The organism is Lachnoclostridium sp. An76 (genome assembly GCF_002161355.1).
In the GTDB taxonomy this organism is placed as follows: domain Bacteria; phylum Bacillota; class Clostridia; order Lachnospirales; family Lachnospiraceae; genus Mediterraneibacter; species Mediterraneibacter caccavium.
The window spans coordinates 24,011-47,602 of sequence record NZ_NFHL01000002.1; the positions used below are offsets into that span (position 1 = coordinate 24,011).

Consider the following 23,592-nt stretch of genomic DNA (forward strand, 5'->3'; position numbering starts at 1 on the left):
GGAGCTCTACGAGCTGCTTTGAGACCGTATTTCAATCGTCTGAGCGATGATTTTCCTTGATATTCCGGGCTTTTTTGAGCCTCGGCCCCTCGGTTGTCCTATTCCTTAACCAAAAAACAGGCCACTTTTACGAGGGGACAGCTTGATGAAATGCAGAATTTACTACATCGAATAGCTGTTCTGGTTTATTATACTTTACTCTTGCATAGATGTCCATAGTTGTCTTGCTGTTCTCATGTCCGGCAAGGTACTGGACCGTCTTGGGGTCAACACCTGCATACAGAAGATTGGTGATGTAGGTATGCCGCAGCAGGTGCGGTGTCACATCGAAGTCCAGGCTATACACAATGTTGGGATTGTTTTTCTGATGTCCTCCCAGACTCGGCTGAACAGTGTACTTGATGCTCTGTCCGTTCACATACTTATAATAGGTACGCTCCTTGGTAGACCGAACAACGATGTACTGCCAGACACGTTTGAACTGCGAATATGACAAGGGCTGTCCCTCACTATCGGCAATCACATATTCCGATTTGGAGGCAGCCTTGGCTTCCCGCAGACAATTCACAAGGCATTTGGGAATGGGAATATCCCTTCTTGCTGCTTTCGTCTTAAGCGTTGTAGAGATAACCGGTCTGTTATGCTCTGATCGCCATGCGCGCCGCACAGAGATATATGGAGTGGGTGCATCGAGGAACACACAATCCCATTGCAAGGCGAGAGCTTCTTCTCGGCGCAGACCGGCATATAAGCCGATCATGGTAAACAGATACGGCGGAAGTCCTTTGACGGTTTCCAGCAGCACTTCCACCTGCTGGTCTGTCAGCGAATCTTTCTTTTGGGTCGGTTTCCCTCCTTTTGCCGAAATCCCCTCACACGGATTGTATTCCAGCAACTGGCTCCGCTCTGCCGAGTAAAAAATGCACTTGAGGAGCATATTCACCGTATTGTGCAGGCTCTCGGACTTATTGGACAATGGGATCAGCGCCAGACGAATATCATCCGCTGTTACTTCCTCCATATACATATCTCCCAAAGGCTTGATAATGTAGTTCTTCATATTGGAGGCGTAGCCCTTCAGTGTAGCCGGCGACACTTTTGCGGATTGCATCAACAGCCACTTCTCACAATACTCGGCCACAGTAGGATGCTCCCGGTGGAAGATGATCTCCGCTACCTGGCGTCTCGCCTCCTGCTCTTTATCGTACAGTTCCTCGCAGGTAGTCCCATACAAGCTCACCTGCTTGCCGTCTGCGTCCAGAATCCGGGTTCTGTAATACAGGACACCCTTTCGTGTGACGGTTCCATATTGAGGTATGTTTTTTTTCTTCTTTGCCATAATTAATTTCCTTTCTCGCGTGGTGATGTATCTACACCTCCTTTTTATCAGAGATTTCAAATTGAATCAAAGATACGGCCAAGGAAAAACTAAGAGCGAGACATCCTTGTCTCGCTCTTACTTCATTTTCTGAATTGTTCGGAACTTACACAGCGTCCCATAAGTCAAAGGCACAGCCCATTGCTTTGACAAGATCATCCGGCCTGTTGTATTTGACCTTTGCGTAAATGTCCATCGTGATTTTGCTGCTTTCATGGCCCGCCAAATATTGTACCGTTTTGGGGTCCACCGAAGAATGAATCAGATTGGTGATGTAGGTGTGCCGCAGCTGATGCGGTGTCACTTCAAAATCCAGGCTATATACCACATGGCCGTTATTCCTGGCTTTTTCTCCAAGTTTCGGGTAAAGCATATATTTTACATACTTTCCGTCCACAAGTTTTCTGGCCATTCTCGGCTTTGCAGTCCGCGTCACAATATACTGCCACAGCCGCTTAAACTGTGTATAGGATAGCGGATCACCGTCCCGATTGGCAATCACATAATCCGAAGTGGATTTTTTCTTTGCATCTTTCAGACATTCAACCAGACAGACCGGGAGAGGAATGTTTCTTTGTGCCGCTTTGGTCTTTAGCTCGGTAAGAATGACCGGCCTGTTATGTTCTGTGTGCCATGCCCGCCGTACCGTTAAGTACGGAGCCTCTGCATCCAGATACACAGAATCCCATTGCAGCGCCAGGATTTCTTCCCGGCGCAGACCGGCATATAAACCGATCATCACAAATACATAGGGCGGCAAATCCCGGATCGTGTCCAAAAGCCGCTCAACCTGTTCATCCGTCAATGCCTGTCTTTCTTCCTGGGGAACTCCTCCCTTTGCATCCAGGTATATGGTCGGGTCCTCGTCAATCACATGGCTCTCCTTGGCCGCCCGGAAAATGGACTTGCAGAGAATCACCACAGACTTATAAACCGAAGCCGACTTCTTGGAAACAGGTACGAGGGCAAGTTGGATGTCATCCAGGGATACATCAGCCATTCTCTTGTCTCCCAGCCCTCCAATAATGTGCCGCCGCACCTTAGAGGTATAATCTGTCAAGGTGGTGGCCCGAACATGGACGGACTGCATCAGCAGCCACTTCTCACAGTACTCAGCAACCGTAGGCGATCTTCGACGAAACGTAGTACTGTCAATCTGCTCTAACGCCTCCAGTTCCTTGTCATAAAGCTTTTCGGGCGTCTTTGCATAAAGCGCCACTCTGTTTCCATCCGAATCTTCGACTCTGGTTCTATAATATTCAATGCCGTTAAGCACGACCGTACCATATTGAGGAATTGCCCTTTTTCTTTTTGCCAATTCCGTCACCTCCTAAGAATAATGTCCAGCGCTGTACCTTTGTTTTATCAGACATATTAGGTTCCAGCAAGGATACGGAACAGCTCAAGCTCGGACACTTCGCAGCTTGCGGTATGTAGCGCTTTTTTCCACTGGCTTTGCACGATGGGTGCATTTTGCGATATACTCCTGAAGGCCAGCATCTGTAAAGTACACGCAACCATTTTGCACATACTGAACATAGGAAATTAGCCCACTGTTTCGAGCTGCATCCAAAGTGGCAATGCTAATCCCCAGTAATTTGGCAGCCTCTTTCCGCGAAATCAATTTTTCCATAGGTGGTCCCCCTTTCTGTCAAAGATGTGGTTGTTGCTTTCAAAATCACATGAATGCGCTGGCAACCGAAGCTGCCAGCGCATGGTATCTGACTTTGAAAAATTTACTCGCCACATTTGCCACGCACCCCTGGCGATGGGGACATTCCGGTCTCCGCTGGCGCGGCTGTCATAACTCCACAGCGTCGTTTTACTCGTGCGCCGCAGAGTTCCCCCCAAGTCTTTAGGAGGCCGTGAGGAAGTATCTTTAACCCCTATGCAGTCATCGCGCCCTGAAATGCCACTTTCGGGTATCAGGCTGACGTGGATCGCTCGGAACAGTCCTATTCATCACCTCCTGGGGCTGTCCATCTTCGCGGCGTGCCTGATTCGCTCGTACATAGGTTATGTACCGGAAATGCCGTCTATGAAATTGTCAAGCTCCACATTGGGAGAATGTTCTTCCCTCAATGGGTAGGCACTGATACGCTTCATTTGTTAAGTGTTATTCAAAAATTTTTTTATTTTTTTAAATCTTTGTGCAACAGCACTTCTGGAACAATGCCAAAGACGTGCTACATCAATTTGACGATAACCATCCACAAAAAGTAATGTCAATAGCTCCAAATCTTTCTTCGACAGCTTCTTCAATCTCAACAGTAGTTGTTCGTTTTCCACCGAAGCCAACCATCCATATCGCGTTTGATCAATCTTATCAACATCCCATTGATAAGATAACGATGCAAACTTTCGGAACAGCTGTGATTGACCACATACTTCATCATATTGTTCACAAGGTATTGGTTGCGTATGGTTTTGAAAAACCCTTTGACTGCAAAACCATGCCCAGTCATATTCTTTCATGGCAGCAATCTGTTCTTCGCTCATCCCTGCATCACAATACTCAACTTCTAAACGCTTCCATCTACTATCAAACTTCTTTTTCTCATATCCATAATTAAATCCCATTATTAACCTCCTGTAGATTCAATTTGCAAAATTCACCATGCAAACTAAAATCAGGAGGAGATCGACAACGAGAATCTCTGGGTTGTTTTCCATCCCCAGAAACAAAAATGGGGCTGTCGGGAAATAGATAGTCCAAAACAGGGGCAGTTGTGACTCGCATGAGTCACAACTGCCCCTGAAATTTATCCTGTAAAAAGAGAAAAAGATGGCTAACGACAACCATCTTTCTCTCCGTTCCATGTTATAATGGAACTATGCAAAAACAAGATTATTATAACGACTTTTTTGAAATTGGGCAACAGAAAATTAACTTCAGTTTCTTCGAATTGAGTCTACCCGATGACGATCCAGTCTATACCCTGAAAAAAGTGATGGAGGAATTAGATTTTTCAGGCCTGCTGGCCTGTTATCCAAACAAGGGAAGAACCGGGTTTAACCCAATCATGCTGTATGCTGTCGTTACCTACGCAAACATGCGCGGAGTCCGGGCCGTTGACCGGATTGTTGATCTGTGCCAGAGAGACCTTGCTTTTATCTGGCTGACGAAAGGGCAGAAGCCTCAAAGGGATGTTTTTTACGATTTTAAAGGCAAAAAGCTCACAGGGGAAGTCCTGGATGAATTGAATTACCAGTTCATGCGCCGCCTGGAAAAAGAAGGGTTTCTTACACTGAAAGAACTTTATATCGATGGAACGAAACTGGAGGCAAATGCCAACAGATATACCTTTGTCTGGCGGGGCAGCCTGAATTACCATCTTGCAGGCCTGCTGGATACGATTGATGCCCTTTATACAAAGTACAACGCTTTCCTGCTGGACAATGGGTATGGCCCGAAATATGACCTTGGGGATGCACATATGTTTGTGATTGAGGGGATGGACAAAGTCAGGAAGATCATCCAAAAGAACAGGGAGCGGAAACTGACAAAGCATAAGAAGATCCCTAATAATACCATAATCGAGATCGATCATTGTTCCCCGCTTGAAATCCGGAAACTGCAGAAGAACCTGATGCGGATTGCAGAGGGAGAAGGGATTGAGTTTGTTTTCGGGAAGGGAATGCGTAAGCCGGAGATCCAGAAACTTTATGAGGGACTGGAAGAATGCGGAAAGCGCCTGATGGAGTATAAAGAATGCTTTAAGATCATGGGGAAAGACCGCAACAGCTATTCTAAGACAGATCTGGAAGCGACATTCATGCGGATGAAAGAGGACCATATGATGAACGGGCAGTTAAAACCTGCCTATAACGTCCAGATCGCAGTAGAAAATTACTTTATTGTCCACGGATATGTAAGCAATGACCGGACAGACTACAACACGCTGATCCCAGTTCTGGAAAAACACAGGAAAGCGTTTGGGGATAAGCTGGAGGCAGTCACTGCCGACAGCGGCTACTGCAGTGAAAAGAACCTGCTGTATCTGAAAGAGAACAGGATCCGCAGCTTCATCAAGCTGCAGGACCATGAGAAGAGGAAGACACGGGCATACAAAGAAGACATCGGGAAGTATTACAACATGACATACGCCGTTTTTGAGAATGAGCACTATTATATCTGCCATGACGGAAGAGAACTGCACCATATCCGGACAGAAAGCAAAGAACAGGACGGCTACACACAGACAGTAGAGGTATACGGCTGTGCGGACTGCAGTGAATGTGAATATAAATCGAAATGTCTTTATAAATACAATCCCGAAAAGAATCCGGACCAGAACAAGGTCATGAAGATCAATGAACGCTGGGAAGAACTGAGGGAGGAGTCCAACACGAATATCCAGAGTGAAGAAGGGATCCTGAAACGTCAGACACGGTCGATCCAGACAGAGGGTCACTTTGGAGATATCAAAGAGAACGAAAACTTCCGTCGTTTTAACTACCGTTCGAAAGAGAAAGTATATAAAGAGTTCATGCTGTATGCCATAGGGCGGAACATCATGAAATATCATCGGTTTTTACATCAGGAAATCGAAAAATTTGAAGGGAAAAAGGAGCAGGAAGCGGCTTAACCAGAGGAGCGCTCTGAAAAATCCAGCCAAGGGGTTATTGCGCCCTAAAATAGCGTTTACAAACAGGACGGAGGCAGTCTCCGACAGAATAACGGCTCAAAAAAGTCCGTATTCTGCGGGATTGTCCCCGTCCTGTTTGTCAGGAGTCAAAAATCGGTATTAACCGACAGCCCCATTTTTATTCGCGCACAAAGAAAACGCATTATTAAGATTTTATAAGTACAACAAGTATACCAAGCACAATTCGATACCAACCAAACACCTTAAAATCATGTTTTTTGATAAAGTTCATTAGGAATTTAATTACTAAGACAGATACCGCAAATGCCACAGCCATACCGAGAACAAGAGCGAGCAGTTCTGCACTTGTAAATTCAAACCCGAATTTTAACAGCTTAAAAGCACTTGCTCCAAGCATAGTAGGTACTGCGAGGAAAAAAGTAAACTCTGCTGCTGCCACTCGTGAAACTCCTATGAGTAAAGCACCTATAATCGTTGCTCCCGACCGTGATGTGCCGGGTATAAGTGATAACACTTGAAATGCCCCTATCAAGATTGCTGTTTTATAGCTGATGTCAGAAAGTGCCATAGTAGTAGGAGTACGCTTTTTATTCCAATTTTCTATGAGAATGAATAACAAACCATAAAAGATTAACATGATTGAAATCACAATGGGGGTTTGGAGGTAAGCATCCAAATAATCATCAAATAGAATCCCCATAATAGCTGACGGTACACAAGCTACCGCAACCTTGAACCACAACGAGAAAGTATCCTTTTTAACAATTGACTGTGCTTTGTTCTTAAATTGAAAGGGAAACATCTTGTTCCAAAACATTACAACCACTGCGAGTATAGCTCCAAGTTGAATAACAACAAAAAACATTTCTTTAAATGCTTCGCTCATATTAAGTGTGATAAATTCGTCCACAAGAATCATATGTCCTGTGCTGCTGATAGGTAGCCACTCAGTAATACCCTCAACAATTCCAAGAAAAATAACTTTTAAAATTTCTATAAAATCAAGTACCATTATTTCAAATCCTCCTTTTTAAAATGATGAAAGGTCATAAGAAAACCAACTGCTGATACAAGAATAATAATAGATACAGACAGCAGTGTAGGATAGCCGGTACTCTGAAGTTTACCCTGCACCAAGAAATAGGTGGCTGTCCACGGATACAACGCTCCCCATTCTTGATTTGAAAGTGCGGCACTTCCCATGACAATCACGGCAGAGCCAATCATCGGGGCGACAAATCCTTTTGTTTTCATAGCAACAAACACAAAAGGAGAAACTGTTAAAAACATCAGGATACTGCCAAACAAAAACTTGGGGAGCCATACTATTGCCACTAGTAAGCTATATCCCTCCAATGTAAAGACAGCGTCATATAGCCCACAAACGATAAATATACCTGCCCATGTTACAAGGGTTAGCATAACAATCCAAAGAAGCAGGGTGCAAAATTTTCCAATTAATAGTTTTGTCCTTGAAATGGGTATGGGCAATATGGTTTTGAGGGTGCTTTCTGTGTACTCTCTGCTAAACAAGTAAGCTGCAATTGCCACATATATCATAATGTTTACCAGCAGCATGATATACAGTACACTGTCGCTGTATATGTCAGACAAGGTAAAGATAATCTCCGGCTTATCAAAATGTGTTTGCAAGGCTTCTATTAACATCAAAAGTGGGGTAGATAATACCCCTGCCACACTAATTAGCACCATTTTTGAACGCTTTAGTTTTAATAATTCACAAGAAATAAGATTAAGCAATACCGCCACCTCCAATCAGTTTAGAAAAGTAGTCCTCTAAGTTTTCCTCACTATCATTTATCCTTGTCACGAGCAGTCCATTTCGTGCAAATTCTCGATTGATTTCTCCAACACTTTGGCTAAAGTCATAAATTCTCACCGTACCGTCCTGCACTGTAAAATCCGTCATGTGGTAGTGGTTTTCTAAAATCTTTCCGGCTATCTCACTGTCAGATAAATCAAATTGAATGTATTTTCGATTCCTTTTGTGAAGCTCGGATATATTCACTTCCTCTACTAAATGCCCCTCGTGCATAACGCCGATAATATCTGCTATCTGTTCAATCTCGCTTAAAACATGGCTTGAGATAAAAATGGTAATGCCATGATTGTGACTAAGTTCAGATAAAAATGAGCGTATTTCAACTATTCCAATGGGGTCAAGTCCGTTAATCGGTTCGTCAAGTATTAAAAGCTCCGGCTCGTGCATAATGGCGGCGGCAATACCAAGCCGTTGCTTCATTCCGAGGGAATAATCGGAAAAGACTTTTCTTTTCTCCTTATGCAGCCCCACAACTTCAAGAGCTTTTTCTACTCCACTTTTAGATACTCCCCCTCGCAGTTTAGCGAGAATTTGCAAATTCTCATACCCTGTTAAATTACTGTAAAATCCCGGTGTTTCGATAATAGAGCCTACTTTGCTATAAAGGGTATGGATATTTTCCTTATAGTTTGTGCCAAACAAGCGTACCGTTCCCTCCGTTGGGAAAGCAAGCTGCAACATCATTTTCATTGCTGTGGTTTTGCCTGCTCCGTTTCTGCCGAGCAAACCATAAATTTTGCCCTTTGGCACATGAAGATTTACCTTATCGACAACGGTGGCTGTTCCGTATCGCTTCGTAAGATTTTCTGTTTCAATGATATAATCCATATTTGATTCTCCTTTCCGTGGGTTGCTGTTCTTGTTTTCGCTGACCACAATCTTATTATCCACGAGTATTGCATAGAAGCCAAGAAATCTACCGTCACAATGCCGACACAATAGATGTCAGCACGAAAAAAGCTCCGACACTTATCGTGTCAGAGCCTATTTTAAAGGGTTTATGGCATTTTACTTTGTTTGGGTTTGCTTTATCCAGACAAATATTTTAGCAACAAATAGCAGAAACATAAGGGCGGTTACATAGGGTTGTCTTGCCGCAGCGAAGAAGCAGATAAAAAGCGTACTCAGCACGAGAGAGCATTTTGTGATTATGTTGCTCCATGATTCCTTTTCAAAACAAACACACATCAGTTTCGCTATCCCAAGTGCAATCAAAACAATAAAAACAATCCAATAGATTGCAAGATATATTGGGGTAGTGTCTGTAAATGAAAGTAGATTGACAGAATAAATATATCCGTCAACAAGGTTACCATACAACGGCAAAAGTATAAAAGTAACCGCCATCATATCTAATATTCCATAAATGAAACTGTAAATTTTTTTCAAGTTGGAACGATTTTCAGTTTCGGCAAGTGTAATCAGTTCTTCGCCCGATAGCAGTTCATCTATGGTCACAGAAAAGAATTTAGAAATACACTTGAGCGACTCAATGTTAGGGTAACCCTTGCCGCTTTCCCATTTTGAAATGGCTGTTCTTGATACATATAATTGCTCCGCAAGTTGTTCCTGCGTTAAGTTCTTTCCAGTCCTAAGCTGTTGTAGCTTTTCATTAAATTCCATGATTCTCCTCCTGTTTGTTCCTTGTTTTCATACGTCCATCAACGGGTTTTTCTGCATCTTTTGGTATCATCCATGCACGACCAAATTTTTCAGTTCCGTCAATGCGATTTTCCTCACATAATTTTTGTATCCGTCTTTCCGATATGCCCCATTTTTCAGAAGCGGCTTTCACAGAAATGTAATTCATAATATCAACTTCCTTTCGCAAAGAGTATATAATTATTATATACGGAATGACGAATAATAGCAAGTTTCTCTCCACTAATACGAAATTATACACTACTAAACATAAAATCATACTTCGTTCAAATATCATCACCCGAAATGTACAATGATATAGGATGATATTAAAATGTACCAAGATGAAAGAAAACTTGATTTTAAGCCGTTAGGTATAGCGATAAAAAAAGCTCGGGAAGCAAAAGGGTGGACACAGGAATATCTTGCCCAACTGGTAGACCTTACGCCACGCTCTATTATGTATATAGAGAACAGGGGGCAGCACCCAAGGCTTAACAAATTTTATCTCATTACTACCTTGCTTGACATCTCTGTAGACCAGTTCTTTTTTCCATGCAATGAAGATGGCGACAACAATCGCCGCAAACAAGTTGATGTACTGTTGAATGATATGGAAGAAAAGGAGCTTATCGTGATGGAAGCTACGGCTCAAGGCTTGAAAAAGGCAAGAGAAACTGCGGAATAATTAACGCTGTTTTCGTAAGCCAAGCCAACTGAAAAAAGTGCGACACCTACACAGGCTATCGCACTTTTTAGGTTATTTTTTTATTCTCCACACAAATCATAAAGCTGTTCACATCGGTTTTGAATATCTAAGATTTCTGTTTCGGTTAAACTCCTGCGGTTATGAGTAAGTTGTTGCTCTAAAAAATCACGATAGCCATCAAGTAAGGCATCCCGTAAAAGCTCGGGGGCTTTGCAATGTTCCACACCAAACCATTGCTCATCTTTTTCATCCCAAATCATAACGGTGTATCCTCGCTTAGTGTTCACCACCTCCAAAACACTATCTTTATTTAGGTAATCGTTGAATACTTCTAAAACCTTTTCAAAGGTCATCATTTTATCAGCCCTTTCATATTTTAGGTGCTTATATGTAAGTAGTTTATATACTTATTACGACTATGATAATAAAAGTAAATCATCGTGTAAAGGATACGGATATTGTTTGCGAACAAAAGTGGCAAGCAATGCCGGTGTTAATACACTCGGCCCACAGAGGGAAAAATCCTGACGTGATTTCCCCCTCTGCTTTGCTTGTTGAGGGCAGCGCCCCCAAGCCCCTTTGAACGCAGAATTTCATTCTGCGGCTACGCGTCCGATGGACGCTTATGACCATGACCGGCTTACCGCTGGCCGTGGTCTTTTTCTTGTTCTTTTTTCTGTTCCTCATCCATTTTCAGCAGCCGATCCACATTGGCCTTTGCCGTCAAAAGTTCCCGCATTTCCTCACGGGAACGCCGGTACTCGGCGTAGGTTTTCTTCTTTTCCTCCAGCAGTTTGGCATACTCAGATTGCAGGTCTTTGACCTTGGGCAGCTTCTTCACTCCCATCTCATCAAAGGCATTTTTTGCCGCCTGATGGAGCAGAATTTCTTGCTCATGTTCCTCCCGAAATTTTCGGGAATAACCGGCCTTGCGATAGGCAACATAGGTCTCGCGGGTCTTGGCATAATTAACGATATGGGTACGCAGGACGGCGATCTCTGCCATGCGTTTCTCCGTCGCCTTAATCTGCGCTGACAGCTCATTGTGATGGGCGGTAGCCGCCACCGCTTTTTCTTCCAGCTCTGTATAGTCCAGTAGGTGATGTTCGGTAAGAAAATTCACGGTCTGCGCCATCTGTTTTAAGTTAAAAACCTTGGCCCAGCGTGCATATCCAGCACCTTTCCCGGCCTGCAATTTTGCCTGAATATCCACCAGCAAATTGACCTTGGGTGGCTCCGGCTGCACGGTGGATTTCTTGCGGGGCGTGTGCTGCTTTTCTCCAGCCAGCACCGCACGGATTTCTGTTTCGCTGTACCCGGCTCCCAGCTTGTCATCCATACGGGCTACATTCTTCCAGCCGGGAGCTTTAAGGCGGATTGCTTTCCCGCGCCGAGATACCTCGCAGCCCATCTCGGAAAGCAGTTGCAGAAGTGTGTCAAAGTCTGCTGGCTTTTGCTCCAGCGCCCGGTCAATCATCACCCGTAGCTGTTCCCGATGGGAGGGCTTGGCTTGTTCGCCCAGCCACTTGTTGTAGCTTTTTCCGTGGGGCTTGGGGTTCTCCACAATGGATAGTCCGTTCTCGATACAAATGGTGTCACTTAAACGTCGAACAGCTCTGGTGCTTCCCCAAAAGTTACGGAACTTCCGGTCACAATCCATATTGACCGCCGACCAGATGATGTGATTATGAATATGCGATTTGTCGATGTGGGTGCAGACCACAAAGGAATGATTGCCTTTGGTGAACCGCCTGGCAAATTCTATGCCCAGCCGGTTGGCTTCCTCCGGTGTGATCTCTCCGGGCCTGAACGACTGGCGCACATGGTAGGCGATCACATCATCTGTACCGCGCACTCGTCCGGTGGCGGCAATATACTGCCGCTTTGCCAACAGAAACTCTGCATCAGCAGTGCGGCTGTCACATCCATAGCTGGTAATCAATTTTCCGTTGTCGGTCTTTTGGGGATTTGCCACATAGTCAATAATATCGCTGATGGCACGGCTCTCAGTCCGACCCTTGCCGATATGCAGCGGCATGATGCGTGTGGTTGCCATAAGGGAGACCTCCTTTCCAAAAAAGAAACGGCCTGCATGGTGCAGACCGCTTTTGTTATTCTATTAAATCGTCCTCATCGAGAAAATCAAAATTGTCCTCGATGTCCTCTAACCGCTTCGGAGGAAACCTCATCTCGTATTGTTCTTTTGCCAGCGCACGAACTTCCCGGCGCTTATCTTTCATTCGGTTCTTCAGCCAGGAAATCTGCTCCTTTGATAATCTCCATGGGAGATTCAGCAAGCGGTTTATTGTCATTTGCTCCGCTTGCTTCTCCGGCGGCAAAGAAGCACAGGATTTACAGACGTGCGCCGCATGACCTTTGCCGGAAAATTTTTCATTAGCCTTATATTCTCCGCAGACTTTACAATAATGGCCGTGCTTCTTCATAGGCTCGATTCCTTTTCACTGAGAGCGTATAAACTGCGCACCGCCCCCATGATGATGTTCCACTCCAGATCTGCCGCATAGGAAAATTTTTTGCGGTACGATTCCCAAAGTTTCTGCATAACCGAGCTGTTCTCCACTTCCTCAAAAACTTCGGCAGCTTCTGCAAGATGTCGTTCTGTCCCGCGTTTGTGAGCAGTGGCCCGCAGCGCATCATGGAGAATCTGAGGGTCCAATGTATTCCCATGCAGCTGTTCCAGAATATAAATGTCATAGAAATCTCTCATGCGGGTGTTGGTGGTAGTTCTGGTAATGATCGTTTCCAGCTTTTCGGCCAGAACCGTTTCCAGATTGTACGCCCAAATATCAATGGAGCGATCTTCCAGCATCAGCTTGAAAGAGTAGCGGATCTCCCTGGGGGTAATGGCATCCCCTGTGGAAATGTCAATCTTCAAAGGCGTCACCACACCGTCAAAGGTTGTAGTCATATTTACGCGAATCCCCGGATATTCCGCCTCATCCATAATCTCCGAAATACTTTTCAGCTGGAATTTGACGCCATCATCAAGCGGGACACTCACAATAGCGGAAATCAAATTCTCTATGTCCTCCACATTGACATTGGCTCCTTTTACAGTAGCGTCCAAATCCATCGTGGAACGGGCATCCAGACCAACCATAGCCGCTACCAGCATACCGCCTTTCAGAATAAATTTGTCACGATATTCAGAAAGGGAGATACGCTCCAGAAAACGCTCCATCATGTAGTTCCGCATCAAGAGCTGGGCGTCCGCAGATTTTTTTCTGGAAAGATTGCGGATCAGATCCTTCAACTGCCTTGCTGTTTTTATCATAAAAGCACCTCCAAATACTGCCGCAGAATTTTTTCTACCCGGAACATACCGGCATACCGCATCAATGTCCGCAGGTCTTTGTCTTTTCTTCTGGCATACATCTTTAATGCCCCTTGAAAAGTCTGCATCTCCATGTTGTTCCTGCTGCGGAGCAGGTCGCAGATGGTGCGCTCCAGGTCATAGACAGGAACTGTATGCCCAAATGGTGTCTGAGCCGTTGTCAGGCCCACCCCATGCAGTTCCGCCTTAATGGTGAATACCTGTACGCCCTCTGCTTTCAGCTTGGAGGGATTATATCCGGTCTTGACTGTGACCGTATATTCCAGCGGCTCGCGGTCTGTCAGATCGTGAAAAAATAAAGCTGTCTCATGGGAAAACACTGCCTGTTCGACCCGCAGATGAAGTAAGTACATGGCATCGACCCAGGCATCCTTGGAAAGATAAATTCCATGCGCGACCCGCTCCAATTCCCGTGAGTGCACATAATCATAAAAAACAGGCTTAGAAATACCAGCAGATACTACTTGAGCTGTTCGCAGCATCCCATCCTGTGTTTCCAGCAGCTGATCCAGCTGTTCAAATTGTCCCACCGTACCACTTCCTTTCACACTAATATTATAAGCAATATTAGTTCAAAAGTAAAGTGATGAAAATTCGGCATAATTTTACCGACAGCTTAACGTTCAACAGTTTTGGAAATATGAAGTGGCAGCAAAATAGACAACCTCAGCTGCCCATTTCATCACGATATGAAATAATCTGCTTCTTTTTCTGTTTGGCACACCGTAACGTTGTGGCTGCTCCGCCCCAATCATGGAGAACATAGGCCACCACTACATCGGCGGACTCTACCATCCAGCGATTTCTATGAGAAATCGAAAAACGGCGCGGTACGTTTTCCAGCGGTGGATACACGGTACTGTCATAGCCAGAAACATCCCGGCCAGTGTTCAAATATGCCAATACAAGAACCAGCTCGATTTGCGGATACTTTTTCTTTTGTTCCCGTAAAATAGACGCTGCTAAACTGTCGAACTCTCCATATCCTCCAAGATAAAAAGTTGTTGCTCCTTGCTCAATTAGGTCTTGTGTTACATTGCGAAGCCAATTCGCAATATTGTCTGCCTTTGTGATTTGCGAATGGCCACAAAAAGTTACGTTCATACGATGGCACCCCTATTACCATCATACTGCAAATAGCTCTATTAGTACAGGTACAGGGACCAATTTTAGCAAAACTGCCCATATACTAAATATAGTACAGTCACAGGGGCGGTGTATAGAATGAAGCTAAACGAGGCGGTAAGCAAACGTCTGTTAGAATTACTAGATGAAAGAAAAATGACACAATATCAACTGTATATGAAAAGCGGTGTTCCCAAGTCTACGATTGGAAATGTCATCAACTGCTCGTATGATTCGGTTAAGCTACGGATCATTCATGAGATGTGCCAAGGAATGGGGATTGGGATAGATACCTTTTTTGCATCGCCGCTTTTTCAAGAAGATAACCTAGAACCATAAAACCTCCGACGAAATTCGTCGGAGGTTTTCATATTATCCATAAACCAAATCTTGAATGATAAACTTCAAGTCCTGTACCTTGCCCAGTAGCCAGATTGCAGCCATTGGCAAACCATAGGGACTAATGAGAAATGCTATCACCAGCAGGATAATGCCGTTTTGCAAGGAGTAAGTAATCAGAACTGCCACACCCAGCAGGGCAACCACCATGCTGATAAGCCCCAGCACCAAACCGGAGACATAGACAATCCCCACACAAATCCAGACGAACAGGGGCAGCGACAGAATCACCGGAGCCATTAAAATCTTCAACGGCAGTTTCAGAATGAACCAGATCGCCCTCATTTTTCTTCCTCCTTCCATCGTTCCCGAAAGCTCTGACAGAGAATTTCTGCCTGTCTTTCATCTTCTTCCGTCACTTCTCGGCATCCTTTGGTTAGCCGCAGTTCCTCATAGCTGCGATAATCAGATAACAGCACCTCGAATAGTTCGTCCGGTGTCCGGCTGAGAAGTCCATCCACACAGTAGCGGGAATCTCCATTCCATGTGACGCGGAGATAACCTTCTCGACAAGGGAGGACTTCTTCCTCTAGATCACAGTCCAAATACTCACGAAAAATCTCCAACACCTTCTCAAAGGTTTTCATCTATTCTCAACTCCTTTGCGGCAATCTGTTTTCTACCCATATTATCCTTCCAACATTTCAAAAAGACAAGGATATGGGCAAAAGAAAAAACGGAGGAAGGCGCGGCGAAAAGAACGCCGTTCCTCCCTCCGCAGTTGGGGCATATATCCCTGTTACGAAAGCCTGGAAAGCTGGGTTAGGATTTCTTTCACGCCCTCCCATAACTGCTCCTGCCGTTGGGCTATATCCTCCAGGTCAGCATCATAAATCCGCCCCGTTTCATGTACCCGTCGGGTGAGCTGGTTCAGGTTATTGCTGCTTCGGCGCAACAGGGATACCAGTTCCTTCAGCTCCGGCAAGTCCAGCTGTACCACATAGCCGTCCACAGCCATCTTCCGCAGATAGGCGCTCAGGTTTTTTGTTCCGAACTGTGCCATTTTCTGCTGGATCGCTTCCATCTCCGCATCGGAAACCCAAAACAGGACCGGCACATCCCGTTTACGCTTTTTGGCGCTCATCGTTCCGGCTCCTGTTTCTTCGATAAAGCAGGCTTGTGGGTGGTAGGCTCCTGTTTGAGCTTTTGCAAGACAGAGCCTTTCTCCGGTTCCTGAAGCGTTTTTCGTGCCTGCCGTGTAAACAGATCGGTCAGACCAAGATTGACCTCATCCACAACCAGATAAGCACAGTGGCGCGAAGTGCCGCTGTCCTCCGGCATGGGAATGGTCTTTGCCCAGGCTTTGTTGTCACGGGAAACGCGACCGTCGCTGTCCTTATGCTGGATGGTGTTGGCAAGGATGAACTGTACTCGTTCCGACCCGAACTTTTCCAGCACCGCCTTAACCGCAGACTCCGTATCCAGTCGGTTATCCGCATAGTGGGCGCTGATGGCGTGTTCAATGGCCTCTTTACAGTCAAAGTTTGCCTGATAAGAGCGGTTATATTGTGCCATCTCCCCATGCTGGGACGCATAGGCGGCAGAATGGAGATAGAGAGGGATGGACCGCTGTTCTTCCAAAACCTTACACACATCATCCGCTCGGTTTTCAATGCTGTCCCGGATCACATCCATGTAGCCGGTCTCCAGCTTCTCAAAGTGACGGTACACATCGGCCAGCGGTGTAGGCGAATCCAAAAGCGCCTGGGCCTGGGCATCGGTCAGCTCCAAGTCCTCCATCGCCATCACAATGTCCTCCCGGACGGTGTACTCATAGGTATGGTGCAGGATTTCCTCCGGGGGCTGGCTTTTCAGCCAGTCCCGGTATTTGTCCTGTTCAGCGGCCATCTTCTCATAAAGGGCCGTATTCAGATCGTTGGTATTCATGTTATCGCACCTCCTCATGTTGTTTCGGTTTCTTTTCAGGGCTACGGGGTGGCACCGGGCGCTTCAAGCTGTCCAGCACCGAAGGCCGTGCGCTCTTGGCAACCACAGTTTCCGGCTGGGCATGGCCCTTGCCGTCAATGTTCAGCAGCGTGTCCAGTTCCACCAGACGGGCGGACTTGACTCGCAGATCATCCTCAAAGGGAAACGGCTTTCCGATTTCCTCTTTGGCTGCGGCCTGCTGTTGGTAAAGGTTGTCCAGCTGGTTTTTCACGGCTTCCAAACGCTGAGGCATTTGAGCCAGTGCATTGTCGATACGGGTGAGGTTTCCGCGCGGGTCTGTGCCGAGGCTTGCCCGGTGGGTCATCTGGCCTTTCAACAGGAGCGTATATTCCTGTTTCCAAGCGGAAAACTCCACGGACATAGTAAAGCCCCGATAGCTGCCGATCTGCACCGGTTCGGAGCCTTTGACCTCCTTACAGGCGTCTAGCAAGGCTGCACCGGCGTTTTCTTTGTCAGTCAGCACATCGCCCCGGATCTCCATTCCAGCAAAGCCATCCTCCGGGTGAGGATGGGCGGCCAGGGTCTCCAGATCCGCTTCAAAGCCTTTAATAAACCCCTTGTTAGTTTCGATTTCCTGGGGGAAGTATTTGAGCAACTGATCCTCCAGGCGGTACTGCTTGCTCTGATGGTCAGCTTTCATCAGCTTCAGACGCGCAACCTCCACATCCAAATCCATGCGCTCCTTGATACGGGGGTCTCCGGCGCACAGGGCCTTGATCTCGGCAAAGGACAGCGCCGTTTCGTCCACATCATCGCAGGAGCGGACCGGGCTTTTGCTGGTCATGATTTGCGAAATGAATTTCTGTTTGTTCTCCACCGTCTGCCACAGGTAGGCATCGAAAGTTCCCTCGGTAACATAGCGGTACACATGGACCAGCGGATTCTGGTTGCCCTGGCGCTCGATACGGCCCTTGCGCTGGGCAAGGTCTCCCGGACGCCACGGACAATCCAGGTCATGGAGCGCCACAAGCCGGTCCTGCACATTGGTGCCAGCGCCCATTTTGGAGGTGCTGCCCAGCAGGACGCGCACCTGCCCAGTGCGAACCTTGGAAAACAGTTCTTTCTTCTGCACCTCGGTCTTGGCTTCGTGGATAAAAGCAATCTGCTCGGCGGGCATTCCCTGGGCGATGAGCTTCTGGCGGATGTCCTCATAGATGGTAAAGGCAGGCTCAGGCTCATCCAACGGCACAGCCTGTTCCAGCGCATGAAGTGTGGGATTATCCAGCTGTTTGGCTGCCTTTTTGGAGGGGGCTGCCTGGGGCGTGGAAATGTCGCAGAATACCAGCTGGGTCAGCTTGTCAGCCTCGCCGTCCCGCCAGATCTGCATGATATTACCCACACACTGATTGACCTTGGTGCCGGGTTCATCCGGCAGCAGCTGGTTGATGATACGCTGGTCCAGACCCAGCTTGCGGCCATCGCCGGTAATCTTGAGCATATTGTCCTCTGAGGGGTCAACGCTGCCGCTGTGTACCCTGGAGGCGCGCTCGGAGAGAACCTGCACCATCTCTTTTTGGTGTTCAGTAGGCTGGGCCACGATGTTGTGGTATTCCACCTCCGGGGTGGGCAAGTTCAGCTGATCGGCGGTTTTGATGTCGGCAACTTCACGGAACAAGTTCATCAGCTCCGGGAGGTTGAAAAACTTGCTGAATCTCGTTCTTGCCCGGTAGCCGGTGCCTTCCGGTGCCAGCTCCAGCGCCGTGACGGTTTCTCCGAAGCGGCTGGCCCAGCAGTCGAAGTGGGTCATGTTCAGCTCTTGCAGGCGGTCATACTGGAGATACCGCTGCATGGTGTAAAGTTCGGTCATGCTGTTCGATACGGGGGTGCCAGTGGCGAAAATCACACCACGGTTTCCGGTCAGTTCATCCATATAGCGACACTTTGCAAACATATCGCTGGACTTTTGGGCATCGCTTGTGGAGAGACCTGCCACATTCCGCATCTTGGTGTATAAAAACAGGTTTTTATAGTTATGCGCCTCATCGACGAACAGGCGGTCCACACCCAACTGCTCGAATGTTACCACATCGTCCTTGCGGCTCTCGGCCTGCAATTTCTCCAGCCGGGCTTCCAGGGACTTCTTGGTGCGTTCCAACTGCTTGACCGTGAAACGCTCACCGCCGCTGTACTTCACCTCGGCAATGCCCTCGGTGATCTCGTCGATCTGCTCCTGAAGGAGCCGTTCCTGACGCTCTCGGCTGATGGGGATTTTCTCAAACTGGCTGTGTCCCATGATGATGGCGTCATAATCGCCGGTGGCAATGCGGGCGCAGAACTTCTTGCGGTTGTGGGTCTCAAAGTCCTTTTTGGTGGTGACAAGAATGTTGGCGGAAGGATAGAGCCGCAGAAACTCCGACGCCCATTGTTCGGTCAGATGGTTCGGCACCACAAAGAGGGATTTCTGACACAAGCCCAGGCGCTTACTCTCCATGGCGGCAGCCACCATTTCAAAGGTTTTGCCAGCGCCTACCTCGTGTGCCAGCAGCGTATTGCCGCCGTACAGCACATGAGCGATAGCGTTTTTCTGGTGTTCCCGCAAGGTGATGGCCGGGTTCATACCACCGAAAGTAATGTGTCCGCCGTCGTATTCACGGGGACGGGTGGAGTTCATTTCCTCATTGTACTGGCGGACCAGAGCTTGGCGGCGGTCCGGGTCTTTCCAAATCCAGTCTTTGAAAGCGTCCCGGATCGCTTGCTGCTTTTGGGCGGCCAGGGTGGTCTCTTTGGCATTCAACACCCGGCGCTCTTTGCCGTCTGCATCCTCTATGGTGTCGTAGATACGGACATCCCGCAGGTTCAGGCTGTCCTCCAGAATCTTGTAGGCATTGGCACGGCTGGTTCCGTAGGTGGTATAGGCTGCCACATTGTTCTGGCTTACAGAGCTTTTGCCGGTGATCTGCCACTCAGCGGTGAAAGAAGAATAGTTGACCTCGATATTGCGCTGGAGATAAAACGGCGTGTCGAAGGTCTCATACATAAACTGCTGGATGTACTCTTTGTCGATCCAGGTAGCGCCCAGGCGCACCTCAATCTCCGACGCATCCAGGTCTTTGGGCTGGGCAGCGGTAAGGGCCTCCACATTGACTGCAAAGGAAGGGTCCTGCTGTGCGGCCCGCTGTGCCTGACGCAGCTTGCGCCGCACATTGCCGGACAGGTATTCGTCGGCTGTTACATAATGGGGAGTGCCGTCTTTCTCCAACTGCCCAGGTACACGGAAGATCACGCCTTTTAGCTCGGCGGCCAGTTCGTCGCCGGTCTTGCCGGTCAACTCCGCCATATACGCCATATCGACAAAGGCTTTTTCGGAAATTGATACGGCCAGAGCTTCACTTGCGGTATCCACAGTGTCCACCGCCTTGTGGGGCTTGATGGTGCGCTTGGTGAACATATCCGCCTTGCGCTCCAGCTTGCCGTCCTCGTCAATGACTTCCAGCGCGCAGAGCAGATAGTAGCTGGAATCATCAGCAAAGGCCAGCCGGTTCGCCCGGTCATTGATAAGACCATATTTTGCAGAGAAGCTGTCATAGAGCCGGTTCAGTTCGGCCTGTTTGTCCTGGATGGCGCTGTCCGGTGTGGCGGCGTCCATTTGCAGATCAATGAGCTGCTGGACACATTCTCGCAGACCCACCAGTCCTTTCACACGGGCTTCGGCGGTGGCATTCAGGTCAGGCCGTACCATACAGCTGTTTTCACGGTAATACACATCGCCGTCCACAACGGTGTAGGAGTAATTTTTCACATTGGGGTCAGCAGGGATAGAAGTGTCGATGGCTTCGCCCTCGCCCAGCTCCGGCAGCTCGGCCTCCTGGTAGGTGCCGCGAATGTACTTCACGGCATCATGCAGCTGATCGGCAAGCTCCAGCCCCTCGATGGGGTTCACGGTGTAGTCCATGCCGTGGGCGGTGCTTTCCGGTTCCTGTCGGCCCAGCACCATTTCCGGGTGGTCCAGGAAATAGCGGTTGATGGCAAAGCCGTCCTCGGTCTGCCCGGTCTGCGTCCACTCCGGCACGATGTCCAACGGACGGTCACGCTTTTGCAGGAAGATGATGTCCGAAACGACCTCGGCACCTGCGTTCTTTTTGAAAGCGTCATTGGGCAGACGGATGGCCCCCAGCAGTTCGGCGCGCTGAGCAAGATACCGGCGCACGGTGGAATCCTTGGCGTCCATCGTGTAGCGGCTGGTGACAAAGGCCACCACGCCACCGGGACGAACCTGATCCAGAGCCTTGGCGAAAAAGTAGTTGTGAATGCTGAAATTCAGCTTGTCATAGGCTTTATCCCGAACCTGATACTGGCCAAACGGTACATTACCCACCGCCAGATCGTAGAAATCCCGCCTGTCGGTGGTCTCAAACCCTGCCACGGTGATGTCGGCCTTGGGGTAGAGCTGCTGGGCAATACGCCCGCTGATGGAATCCAGCTCCACGCCGTAAAGACGGCTGTTTCGCATTTCCTCCGGCAGCATACCGAAGAAATTGCCTACACCACAGGACGGCTCCAGGATGTTGCCGGTCTCAAATCCCATGCGGCCCACAGCCTCGTAAATCGCTTTGATGACCGTAGGGCTGGTGTAGTGCGCGTTGAGGGTGGAACCTCTGGCAGCAGCGTATTCCTCCGGGGTCAGCAGTTCCTTCAGCTGGGCATATTCCTTGCTCCAGCTTTCCTTGTCGGGGTCAAAGGCATCGGCAAGGCCGCCCCAGCCCACATACCGAGAAAGGATTTTCTGCTGTTCCGGCGTTGCCTGCTCGGTGGTTTCCTCCAGGTATTTCAGCAGCTTGATTGCCTCGACATTGGCCTGGAACTTAGCCTTGGGGCCGCCTTCGCCCAGGTGATCGTCAGTGATACGGAAATTCTCGGCGGTGCGACGCAGATTGGCCTTGTATTCCTCATAAGAGGCTTCCTCGGCAGCTTTGACATTGGGGAAGGTCTGCCACTCGCCGTTTACCTGAATGGAAACGGGGTGTTCGTCCAGTACCTCATCCAGAGTCTTTTCCGGCTCGACAGCAGGCGTGGGCGGCTCCGGCTCATTGGTTCGCAGGGTCTGAACAACCACATCATAGGGCAGATTGTTCTTATCGCCCGGATAGACAGCCACAGTCTCGGCTTGGAAGGCCGGGGTTTCGGCAGCCGGTTCGGGGCGTTCCTGCTCAAAACCGTCCAACTGACGGGCATACATCCCGCGCAGCAAAGGCGCAACCTCGCTCCACTGGAAGAACAGCATGGCCAGACGCTTTTCATCTGCATCCAGCACTTCCAGCTCGATACCTTCCGGCATCGTGCGGTAATCGGCGGTCTCGCCGGTCTCCAGCTCCATCGTTTCCACGATGTTGGGATAGGCCCGGCTCAGCCACAAGGCTACCTCCTGGTTACTCTTGCCGTTGCGAAGAAGCTCGGAAAGCTCCGCCTTGTCCGCCTCACCAATCAGGCCATGGGCCAGCACATCCCGAAGGTCCTGGTCCACCGTATCCAGATTTGCAGGCAGGAATTCGGTATAGAAGTCGTTGCGGTTATCCTCCCGCAAAAGCTGCTCAAACCGTTCCCGGCTCTCAGCCCGGTAGATGGGATAGCTCATGCCGGTGGGCAGCAGCTGCACCGTGTCATCCCGCAGCTCTGTGATCTGATGGGGCCGGTCATCCAGATAGACAATATCACCCACATTGTAAGGAGGAACCGCTGGATCGTAGGAGGTTCGCTCCCGGAGTGTGCCACGAGCCGCAGCGTATTCCTCATCTGAAACCAGAACACGCAAATTATGGGGAGAAGGCTGTTCCGGCTCATCTGCCGGGACGCTCTCTCTGGATATGGCCTCCACATCCGCCATAACACGCTGGATGAATGGGTCATTATCCAGTTTTTCCTCATCCACCAGTTCACCATTCACAATGCCGCGCTCGGCCAAAGCCTCCCGAATGGCGATGGGGTCGATGTTGTCGAACCGGTCCTGTTCCGCTTCGGTGTAGAACCGGTCCTCCTTGATAAGCTGAGCGATCCGGCGCTGTACCTTGGGCCAGGGCAGCACCGTTCCTTCGGGGCTTTCCGGGCGAACCGAAAACGGGGTTTTGCCATCGCCGCCGTCAAACTCATGGGCCAGCCATGCAGCGGTATCTTTTTCCCGCCCATGTTTCTCCATGTAACGGACAACGGCGTGTTTACTTTCGATTTTGCCGTTCCAGTCCTGGATAGCCTTGTCGATGTCATTGTCCGTGAGAGGGTGCAGCAGCTCATGGAGCTTGGGATAGGTCTCGTCGATGATTTCTCGATGAAGGCGCTGGCGGAACTCCGGTGTGTCGGAATAGAGGCGGAGCAGCTCCATGTTGCCAGATCCCAGGACAGCACGGCGAATAGCGGCATTGCCCTCGATCACGGCGTTCTCATGGTCACTGTGACCGCAGGCATTGCGATATGGCACATCTTCCATAACAGCGGCAAGTACAATGGGCTTGTATTGCTCATGCAGTTCTCGAATCGTAGGGGCTGCGGCTGCTTCGGTCTCCTGAAATACTCTGGTCCCGTCTGCGCCAAACTCCGCTTCCTGGGCATTGATGTGCTGTTCCGCCTCATGGTCGATAGAGGGCATGGAATACT

Annotated in this window: 23 protein-coding genes; 3 read left to right on the plus strand and 20 right to left on the minus strand. The window is 48.6% G+C overall.

Annotated elements, in window-relative coordinates:
• Positions 1–127: 127 nt before the first annotated feature.
• The 4 genes from B5G27_RS04325 to B5G27_RS04345 form a co-directional block, all read right to left on the minus strand.
• Positions 128–1,339, minus strand: coding sequence for a tyrosine-type recombinase/integrase (locus B5G27_RS04325; RefSeq protein ID WP_002576318.1), 1,212 nt, complete (start codon positions 1,337–1,339; stop codon positions 128–130).
• Between the two features lie 145 nt (positions 1,340–1,484).
• Positions 1,485–2,696 carry a tyrosine-type recombinase/integrase gene (locus B5G27_RS04330; protein WP_002576319.1) on the minus strand — a complete coding sequence of 404 codons (1,212 nt, stop codon included), beginning with the start codon at positions 2,694–2,696 and terminating at the stop codon, positions 1,485–1,487.
• Between the two features lie 84 nt (positions 2,697–2,780).
• A complete protein-coding gene (locus B5G27_RS04335) occupies positions 2,781–3,011 on the minus strand; it encodes a hypothetical protein (RefSeq protein WP_002576320.1) in 231 nt (76 codons plus the stop codon).
• Positions 3,012–3,487: 476 nt separating this feature from the next.
• On the minus strand, positions 3,488–3,958 hold the full coding sequence (locus B5G27_RS04345; protein ID WP_002576321.1) for an RNA polymerase subunit sigma-73: 471 nt from the start codon (positions 3,956–3,958) through the stop codon (positions 3,488–3,490).
• A 254-nt stretch (positions 3,959–4,212) separates the two neighbouring features.
• On the opposite strand from B5G27_RS04345, the gene B5G27_RS04350 reads away from it, so the two are divergent.
• The gene (locus B5G27_RS04350; protein ID WP_087177592.1) at positions 4,213–5,967 is read left to right on the plus strand and encodes an IS1182 family transposase; all 1,755 of its coding nucleotides are present in this window, start codon (positions 4,213–4,215) and stop codon (positions 5,965–5,967) included.
• A 205-nt stretch (positions 5,968–6,172) separates the two neighbouring features.
• Here B5G27_RS04350 and bcrD read toward each other — a convergent pair whose 3' ends face one another.
• The 5 genes from bcrD to B5G27_RS16720 all read right to left on the minus strand — a co-directional run bounded on the left by bcrD (position 6,173) and on the right by B5G27_RS16720 (position 9,641).
• On the minus strand, positions 6,173–7,000 hold the full coding sequence (gene bcrD, locus B5G27_RS04355; protein ID WP_002576322.1) for a bacitracin resistance undecaprenyl-diphosphatase BcrD: 828 nt from the start codon (positions 6,998–7,000) through the stop codon (positions 6,173–6,175).
• The gene (locus tag B5G27_RS04360; protein WP_002576323.1) at positions 7,000–7,749 is read right to left on the minus strand and encodes an ABC transporter permease; all 750 of its coding nucleotides are present in this window, start codon (positions 7,747–7,749) and stop codon (positions 7,000–7,002) included. Before B5G27_RS04360 ends, bcrD begins: the two co-directional genes overlap by 1 nt.
• Positions 7,742–8,659, minus strand: coding sequence for a bacitracin ABC transporter ATP-binding protein BcrA (gene bcrA / locus B5G27_RS04365; RefSeq protein WP_002576324.1), 918 nt, complete (start codon positions 8,657–8,659; stop codon positions 7,742–7,744). The genes B5G27_RS04360 and bcrA overlap by 8 nt, the downstream gene beginning before the upstream one ends.
• A 180-nt stretch (positions 8,660–8,839) precedes the next feature.
• Positions 8,840–9,454, minus strand: a complete 615-nt coding sequence (gene bcrR / locus B5G27_RS04370) for a bacitracin resistance transcriptional activator BcrR (RefSeq protein ID WP_002576325.1) — start codon at positions 9,452–9,454, stop codon at positions 8,840–8,842.
• The gene (locus B5G27_RS16720; protein ID WP_009246557.1) at positions 9,444–9,641 is read right to left on the minus strand and encodes a helix-turn-helix domain-containing protein; all 198 of its coding nucleotides are present in this window, start codon (positions 9,639–9,641) and stop codon (positions 9,444–9,446) included. The genes bcrR and B5G27_RS16720 overlap by 11 nt, the downstream gene beginning before the upstream one ends.
• 165 nt (positions 9,642–9,806) lie before the next feature.
• Here B5G27_RS16720 and B5G27_RS04380 point away from each other — a divergent pair, with 165 nt between their 5' ends.
• Complete coding sequence (locus B5G27_RS04380) at positions 9,807–10,160, plus strand: helix-turn-helix domain-containing protein (RefSeq protein WP_002576326.1); 354 nt, start codon at positions 9,807–9,809, stop codon at positions 10,158–10,160.
• An 80-nt stretch (positions 10,161–10,240) separates the two neighbouring features.
• Here the strand turns inward: B5G27_RS04380 and B5G27_RS04385 are convergent, their stop codons facing one another.
• The 6 genes from B5G27_RS04385 to B5G27_RS04415 form a co-directional block, all read right to left on the minus strand.
• Complete coding sequence (locus B5G27_RS04385) at positions 10,241–10,537, minus strand: hypothetical protein (RefSeq protein WP_002576327.1); 297 nt, start codon at positions 10,535–10,537, stop codon at positions 10,241–10,243.
• A gap of 284 nt (positions 10,538–10,821) precedes the next feature.
• On the minus strand, positions 10,822–12,237 hold the full coding sequence (locus B5G27_RS04395) for a relaxase/mobilization nuclease domain-containing protein (protein ID WP_002578499.1): 1,416 nt from the start codon (positions 12,235–12,237) through the stop codon (positions 10,822–10,824).
• Positions 12,238–12,292: 55 nt separating this feature from the next.
• Positions 12,293–12,625, minus strand: coding sequence for a hypothetical protein (locus B5G27_RS04400; RefSeq protein ID WP_002578498.1), 333 nt, complete (start codon positions 12,623–12,625; stop codon positions 12,293–12,295).
• The gene (locus B5G27_RS04405; protein ID WP_002578497.1) at positions 12,622–13,476 is read right to left on the minus strand and encodes a nucleotidyl transferase AbiEii/AbiGii toxin family protein; all 855 of its coding nucleotides are present in this window, start codon (positions 13,474–13,476) and stop codon (positions 12,622–12,624) included. Before B5G27_RS04405 ends, B5G27_RS04400 begins: the two co-directional genes overlap by 4 nt.
• Positions 13,473–14,066: a type IV toxin-antitoxin system AbiEi family antitoxin domain-containing protein gene (locus B5G27_RS04410; protein WP_002578496.1), complete on the minus strand. Its 594-nt coding sequence runs from the start codon at positions 14,064–14,066 to the stop codon at positions 13,473–13,475. Before B5G27_RS04410 ends, B5G27_RS04405 begins: the two co-directional genes overlap by 4 nt.
• Positions 14,067–14,202: 136 nt before the next feature.
• Entirely contained in the window at positions 14,203–14,640 is a 438-nt protein-coding gene (locus B5G27_RS04415) for a hypothetical protein (protein WP_002578495.1), read from the minus strand.
• Positions 14,641–14,760: 120 nt separating this feature from the next.
• Here B5G27_RS04415 and B5G27_RS04420 point away from each other — a divergent pair, with 120 nt between their 5' ends.
• A complete protein-coding gene (locus B5G27_RS04420; protein WP_002578494.1) occupies positions 14,761–15,000 on the plus strand; it encodes a helix-turn-helix domain-containing protein in 240 nt (79 codons plus the stop codon).
• A gap of 33 nt (positions 15,001–15,033) precedes the next feature.
• Here the strand turns inward: B5G27_RS04420 and B5G27_RS04425 are convergent, their stop codons facing one another.
• From B5G27_RS04425 to B5G27_RS04450, 5 genes are all read right to left on the minus strand, one after another.
• The gene (locus tag B5G27_RS04425) at positions 15,034–15,345 is read right to left on the minus strand and encodes a CD1845 family protein (protein WP_087177773.1); all 312 of its coding nucleotides are present in this window, start codon (positions 15,343–15,345) and stop codon (positions 15,034–15,036) included.
• Positions 15,342–15,647, minus strand: a complete 306-nt coding sequence (locus B5G27_RS04430) for a hypothetical protein (RefSeq protein WP_002578492.1) — start codon at positions 15,645–15,647, stop codon at positions 15,342–15,344. Before B5G27_RS04430 ends, B5G27_RS04425 begins: the two co-directional genes overlap by 4 nt.
• A gap of 152 nt (positions 15,648–15,799) precedes the next feature.
• On the minus strand, positions 15,800–16,144 hold the full coding sequence (locus B5G27_RS04440; protein WP_002578491.1) for a plasmid mobilization protein: 345 nt from the start codon (positions 16,142–16,144) through the stop codon (positions 15,800–15,802).
• Positions 16,141–16,947: a DUF3848 domain-containing protein gene (locus B5G27_RS04445; RefSeq protein ID WP_002578490.1), complete on the minus strand. Its 807-nt coding sequence runs from the start codon at positions 16,945–16,947 to the stop codon at positions 16,141–16,143. Before B5G27_RS04445 ends, B5G27_RS04440 begins: the two co-directional genes overlap by 4 nt.
• A gap of 1 nt (position 16,948) precedes the next feature.
• A complete protein-coding gene (locus B5G27_RS04450) occupies positions 16,949–23,320 on the minus strand; it encodes an SNF2-related protein (protein WP_439777979.1) in 6,372 nt (2,123 codons plus the stop codon).
• Positions 23,321–23,592 lie beyond the last annotated feature (272 nt).